2 protein-coding genes are annotated in these 2,711 nt (G+C 68.5%); both read left to right on the top strand.

The annotated features are described in order from the left end of the window. Window positions 1-310: 310 nt before the first annotated feature. A complete protein-coding gene (locus E8A12_RS16750; RefSeq protein WP_293370881.1) occupies window positions 311-1,831 on the top strand; it encodes an AMP-binding protein in 1,521 nt (506 codons plus the stop codon). 4 nt (window positions 1,832-1,835) lie between these two features. Next, on the top strand, window positions 1,836-2,711 hold an 876-nt coding region (locus E8A12_RS16755), incomplete at its 3' end, for a thiolase domain-containing protein (RefSeq protein ID WP_293370883.1).

Consider the following 2,711-nt stretch of genomic DNA (forward strand, 5'->3'; position numbering starts at 1 on the left):
AGCGCGATCACCGAGGCGGCGTGCATGAAGCCGTTGGGCGCCATGTGCTTCTTCTCGACGGTGAGGCGGCCGCTGGCCCGTCCCGTGGCGACCTCGTCCCACTGGATGCCGAGTTCGCCCGGCAAGGTGCCCTCCTGGCGTTCCTGGAACACCGCCGCCACGTTGCCGTCCATCATGTCGTTGGTCCTCAAAGCACCTTGCGGGCGCCTCATCAGATAGGGAAGGTGACCGGCCGCCAAGCATTGGGCGGACCCTGACGATTTCATAAGCCCGGCGGGCGCAAAGACCCGTCAGACATTGGGACGACGCCATGGCCGAAGAAACCACCGACTCCGGAGCTGCGAGTTTCGGGACAACGACCGCAGCTGAGATGATTTCCCTGGGCGCCAAGCTCGCGCAGCACGCCCGCTTCCAGCCGAACGCGCCGGCGGTGTCGAGCGGCGAGACGACGCTCACCTACGCAGAGCTGCACCGGCGGACCAATCGCCTGGCGCGCGGCCTGCAGGCACTGGGCGTCAAGCACGGCGACCTGGTGACGCTGGGCCTCCCCAACGGGATCGGCTTCGTCGAGGCCTGCTATGCGATCTGGAAACTGGGCGCGACGCCGCAGCCGGTCTCCTTCCGCCTGCCGAAGGGAGAGCTGGAGGCGATCATCGAGCTCGCCCGGACCCCCATCGTGATCGCCGACTTCAAGCATGACATCGACCGACCGCTGGTCACCGTCGCCGACATCGCCGCGAAGTCCGACGATGACGCAGACCTGCCCGACGCCACGTCGCCGGTCTCCAAGGCGCCCACCTCGGGTGGGTCGACCGGTCGACCGAAGCTGATCCTGGCCGGCCAGCCGGGCGTGACGCTGAAGGAGACGCCGGAAATCGGCGGCTGGCGGCTGAAGGCCGACTCCATCGCCGTTCTGCCGGCGCCGCTCTACCACAACGCCGGCTTCGGGATGATGATGGCGGCCATGAGCCAGGGCTGCCACCTGGTGGTGATGCCGCGCTTCGACCCCGAGGCGACGCTGGCCGAGATCGAGAAACGCCGCGCGACCTGGGTCTATGTCGTGCCGACCATGATGAACCGCATCTGGCATTTGCCGGACGCCACGCGGGAGAAGTACGACCTCTCCTCCTTGCAGACCCTCTGGCACCTGGCCGCGCCGTGTCCGGCTTTCCTGAAGGAGGCCTTCATCCGCTGGATCGGGCCGGAGGTGGTGATGGAGCTCTACGCCGGCACCGAAGCCCAGGCCGTGACCATCATCTCCGGCGCCGAGTGGCTGGAGCACCGAGGCTCGGTGGGCAAGGTGACCATGGGCGAGATGAAGGCGGTGGGCGAGGACGGCCGGGATCTCCCGCCCCGCGAAGTCGGCGAAATCTACATGCGCCGTCCGGAAGGCGCGCCGCCGACCTATCAGTACCGCGGCGCCACGGCCAAGGTGATGACGGGCGGCTGGGAAAGCCTGGGCGACATCGGCTGGTTCGACGAGGACGGCTATCTCTACCTGGCCGACCGGCGCACCGACATGATCCTGGTGGGCGGCTCCAACGTCTATCCGGCCGAGATCGAAGCGGCGCTGGAGGAGCATCCGCAGGTGCTGTCCGTTGCGGTGATCGGCCTGCCGGACGAGGACCTCGGCAACCGCATCCACGCCATCGTCCAGGCCAAGGGGAGGCTGACGCCCGACGACCTGAAGGCGCACCTCGCCGACCTGTTGGTCAGCTACAAGCAGCCGCGCAGCTATGAATTCGTCGACGAGCCGCTGCGCGACGACGCCGGCAAGGTGCGGCGGAGCGCGCTGCGCGATGCGCGGCGGAAGAGCGAAGAGGCGGCCTAGAACCATGAGCATCAAGGGCAAGGCCTATCTGATGGGCGCGTTCGAGCATCCGCTCCGCGACGCGCCCGACACCTCGACGCCCCAGCTGCATGCCGAATGCGCCCGTGGCGCGCTGGACGACGCGGGGCTCAGCCACCTGGACGTCGACGCCTATTTCTGCGCCGGCGACGCCCCGGGCTTCGGCGGCCTGTCGATGGTCGACTACATGGGCCTGAGAAACGTGCGCCATCTCGACTCCACCGAGACAGGTGGGTCCTCTTACATCGTCCACGTGGGCCACGCGGCCCAGGCGATCGCGGCGGGCAAGTGTTCGGTGGCGCTGATCACGCTGGCCGGCCGGCCACGACACGGCGGGCGCAGGCCTGGCGGCGGCATGGCGCCCGGCGGCGGCGGCGATCAGCTTTCCGACGGCCCACCGGAGGCCGGGTTCGAGAACATCTACGGGGGCTCGACCCACAACACCTATGGCATGTGCGCCATGCGCCACATGTACGAGTACGGCACGACCTCCGAGCAGCTCGCCTGGATCAAGGTCGCCGCCTCGCACCACGCCCAATGGAATTCGCACGCCTTCCTGAAGGACGTGGTCACCGTCGAGGACGTGGTCAACTCGCGGATGATCGCCGATCCGCTGCACCTCCTCGACTGCTGCGTGGTCACCGACGGCGGCGGCGCGCTGATCGTGACCTCGCCGGAGGTGGCCAAGAGCCTGAAAAGGCCCAAGGTGCGGGTGCTGGGCGCGGGCGAGGCGCCGAAGACGCCGCTGGGCGGCCTCAGCCTCGACCTGACGCATTCCGGCGCGGTCTGGTCCGGCCCGCGAGCCTTCGAAGAGGCCGGCGTCACGCCCGGCGACATCAAATACGCCTCGATCTACGACAGC

The sequence above is a fragment of the Phenylobacterium sp. genome (assembly GCF_004799395.1).
In the GTDB taxonomy this organism is placed as follows: Bacteria; Pseudomonadota; Alphaproteobacteria; order Caulobacterales; family Caulobacteraceae; genus Phenylobacterium.